1 protein-coding gene is annotated in these 2,752 nt (G+C 61.8%); it reads right to left on the minus strand.

The annotated features are described in order from the left end of the window. Nucleotides 1-2,752, minus strand: a 2,752-nt coding sequence (locus TU74_RS22815) for a DUF6531 domain-containing protein (protein WP_048377743.1), incomplete at both ends; no start/stop codon positions are given.

Here is a 2,752-nt window from a genome sequence, read left to right on the forward strand (position 1 = left end):
TGCCGGGTTCGTAGAGGTAGTGGACGGTTTTGCCGCTCGCGCCATCGGCCTGCGCGGGGCTGCTTTCCCAAGCGAGGGTGTCGCCGTCCCAGCCGAATAACGTGAAGCCGCACCCCAGTTCCCGCTGTTTGCGCGCCTGTTCGTTGCGGTTCCACTGCGAGCCCGCTTCGGAGCGGTTGCGGTGGTGGGCGTTGGAGTGTTTGTACAGACGACGGCCCAGCGGGTCGTAGGCGTAGTCGACGCTCAGTTGGCTGTTTTCAAAGCGTACCAGGCGGTCAAACAGGTCCCAGTGCAGGCGGCTTTGCTGGCCGTTGTGCCAGCGGCGGATCTGGTTGCCGCGTTCGTCGTAGTCGTAGTGGCTGCCGGCGTATTCGCGCAGCAGGTTGTCCATGAGTTTGTTGCGTTTGGTTTTTTGCTCCAGCGGTCGTTGGACCTGTTGATTTTGTTCGTCCAGCAGGTTGCTGGCCGGGTCGAAGGCGAAGGTTTCGACGCCCAGGCGGCTGGTGGCGTTGAGCAGTCGGCCAACCGGGTCGTAGCGGTAGGACAGCGGCCCACGACGGCTGTCGTGGATGTCGGTCAGTTGGCTGGCTGCGTCGTACTGATAGGTGCGTTTGAGCAGGGTGGTTTTGTCGTCGCTGCGGCCTAAAAGCTGTTCTTGCAGGCGCCCGGCCGGGTCCCATTGTTGGGTTTGTAGCAGGTGGTTGCCTTGGTGGCGGGCGACTTCGCGGTGCAGGTCGTCGCGTTCGTAGCCGATCAGTTCGTGTTCGTCGAGACGCAGGCCCAGCAGGTGGCCGCTGCCGTAGGTCAGCCAGCTGACTCTGTGGCCGTCCGGGCGGGTGGTGGCGATGCGTTGGTTGAGCACGTCGTATTCGTGCTGCCACACGGCAACCACCGGGGTTTGCAAACTCAGGTAGTGCTGGTGTTCGCGCAGCAGGTTGCCCGCCGGGTCGTGGAACCATTGCAGGCGGCTGTCGGCGTTGCTGGCCATGACCAAATTGCCGTTGCCGTCGTAGGCGAAGGTTTCGGTTTGCGAGGTGTTGTTCAGGCGTGCGCTGCGTTCGATCAGGCGACCTGTGGGGTCGAACTGCACTTCGGTGACGCGCTGGCCGTCGCGGGTGCTGGTCAGGCGTCCGGTTGATTCGTCGTACGCGTACAGGGTGCTGCGTCCGTCAAAGCCGGTCTCTTTAAGCAAGCGGCCTACGGGGTCGTAGTGAAAAAGAGCCTTCTGCTGGTTTTCATTTTCCAGCGCAAGCAGTTGCCCAAGACGGTCCCAGCGGTAGCGCAGGGTTTGTTCGGCGGCATCCACTCGCTCGTCGATCAGCCCGGCAGCGGTGTAGGTCCAGGTGGTGCAGCGGTTGAGGCCATCGGTGTGGGCCAGCAGTCGGCCTTCGGCGTCGCGGCTGAAGCGCTCTTCGGTGTTATCGGGGTGCTTGATATGGATCAGTTGACCGGCTTTGTAGAGGTACTCGGTTGTGTTGCCCGCCGCATCGGTGAAGCAGACCATCTGACCGAGGTCGTTGTATTCCCAAGCGCTGGTTTTGCCGGAGCAGTCGGTGTACTCGATAAGTTGCCCGGCGTCGTTGTAGGCGAGGGCTTTTTCGTTGCCGTTGGCATCTTTGATCGCGGTCGGTAGGCCGGAATCGTTGTAGGCGTATTCGGTTGTGTTGCCCAGCGGGTCGACGGCTTCGATCAGGTTGCCCTGATCGTCGTAGTCACGCAGCCACAGGCCACCTTCGGCGTCGCTGATTTTGATCAGTTGATCGTGATCGTCGTAGGCGTAGTGCATGACGCTGTGGTCGGCGCGGGTATGTTCGAGCAGGTTGCTGCGATCGTCGTACGCGTAGCGGTCGGTGCTGCCGTCGGGATGCACGTGGCGCACGATGTTTTTCGCGTCGTCACGGAACAGCCATTCCGAGCGCCCGTCGGCATGGCGGATGCGGTAGGTGTAGCCGAGGATGTCGTAGTAGTGCCAGGTCTCGTGGCCGTGGGCATCGGTGACGTAGGTCAGACGGATGTTTTCATCCCATTCCAGGCGGGTGTCGAAGCTGCCGTCGTCGGCCCATTCACGGATGGCCTTGGCATCGGGCCCTGTGCCTTGCCATTGCAGGTTCATGCCGCGATTTGTGCGGTCGGTGTAGCGGGTGATCAGGTGGTGCTGGTATTGGTAGCTCCACGCCGCACCGTTTTCGTCCTGGGCGTTGATCAGGTCGCCGTGGGCATCGTAGTAGTAGGCCGCCAGTTGGCGCACCGGCGCGCTGTCGCGGATTTCCCACAGGCCTGTGAGGCGCCCGTGTTCGTCGATCATCGTACCCAGATGTAAATGGACGTTGTCGAGGTCGCCCTGGTAGGTGATGAGGTCGGACAATACCGGCTGGTCAGCGTGGCGGTATTCGTGGTGCAGCATGACGCCTGCGCCGTTGCGCAGTTCGATTTGCGCGAGCAGGAAGCAATCGCCGTGACGAACGTAGCTTTCCTTGCGCTCAAAGCCACGGCACAGCAACAGGGTGTTTTCCGTGACGCGGACCAGCGTCAGGTTTTCGATGGCGTCGTAGTGCGCCTGGCCGACGGGTTTGAGTGCGTATTTATGCTCACGGCCGTCAGAATCGTGGAACACCAGCCCCTTGTCGTGCAGGTCAAAGCGGGTGGTGAATTCGGTGATCCAGCGCGCGCCCAGGGCGCCTTGATCATAGGCACTCAGGCGTGAGTAGTAGGTGCGTGTCCAGTCAATCGGGAACGGGCCGGGCAAGCTGAA

Source organism: Pseudomonas lundensis, assembly GCF_001042985.1.
Lineage (GTDB): Bacteria > Pseudomonadota > Gammaproteobacteria > Pseudomonadales > Pseudomonadaceae > Aquipseudomonas > Aquipseudomonas lundensis.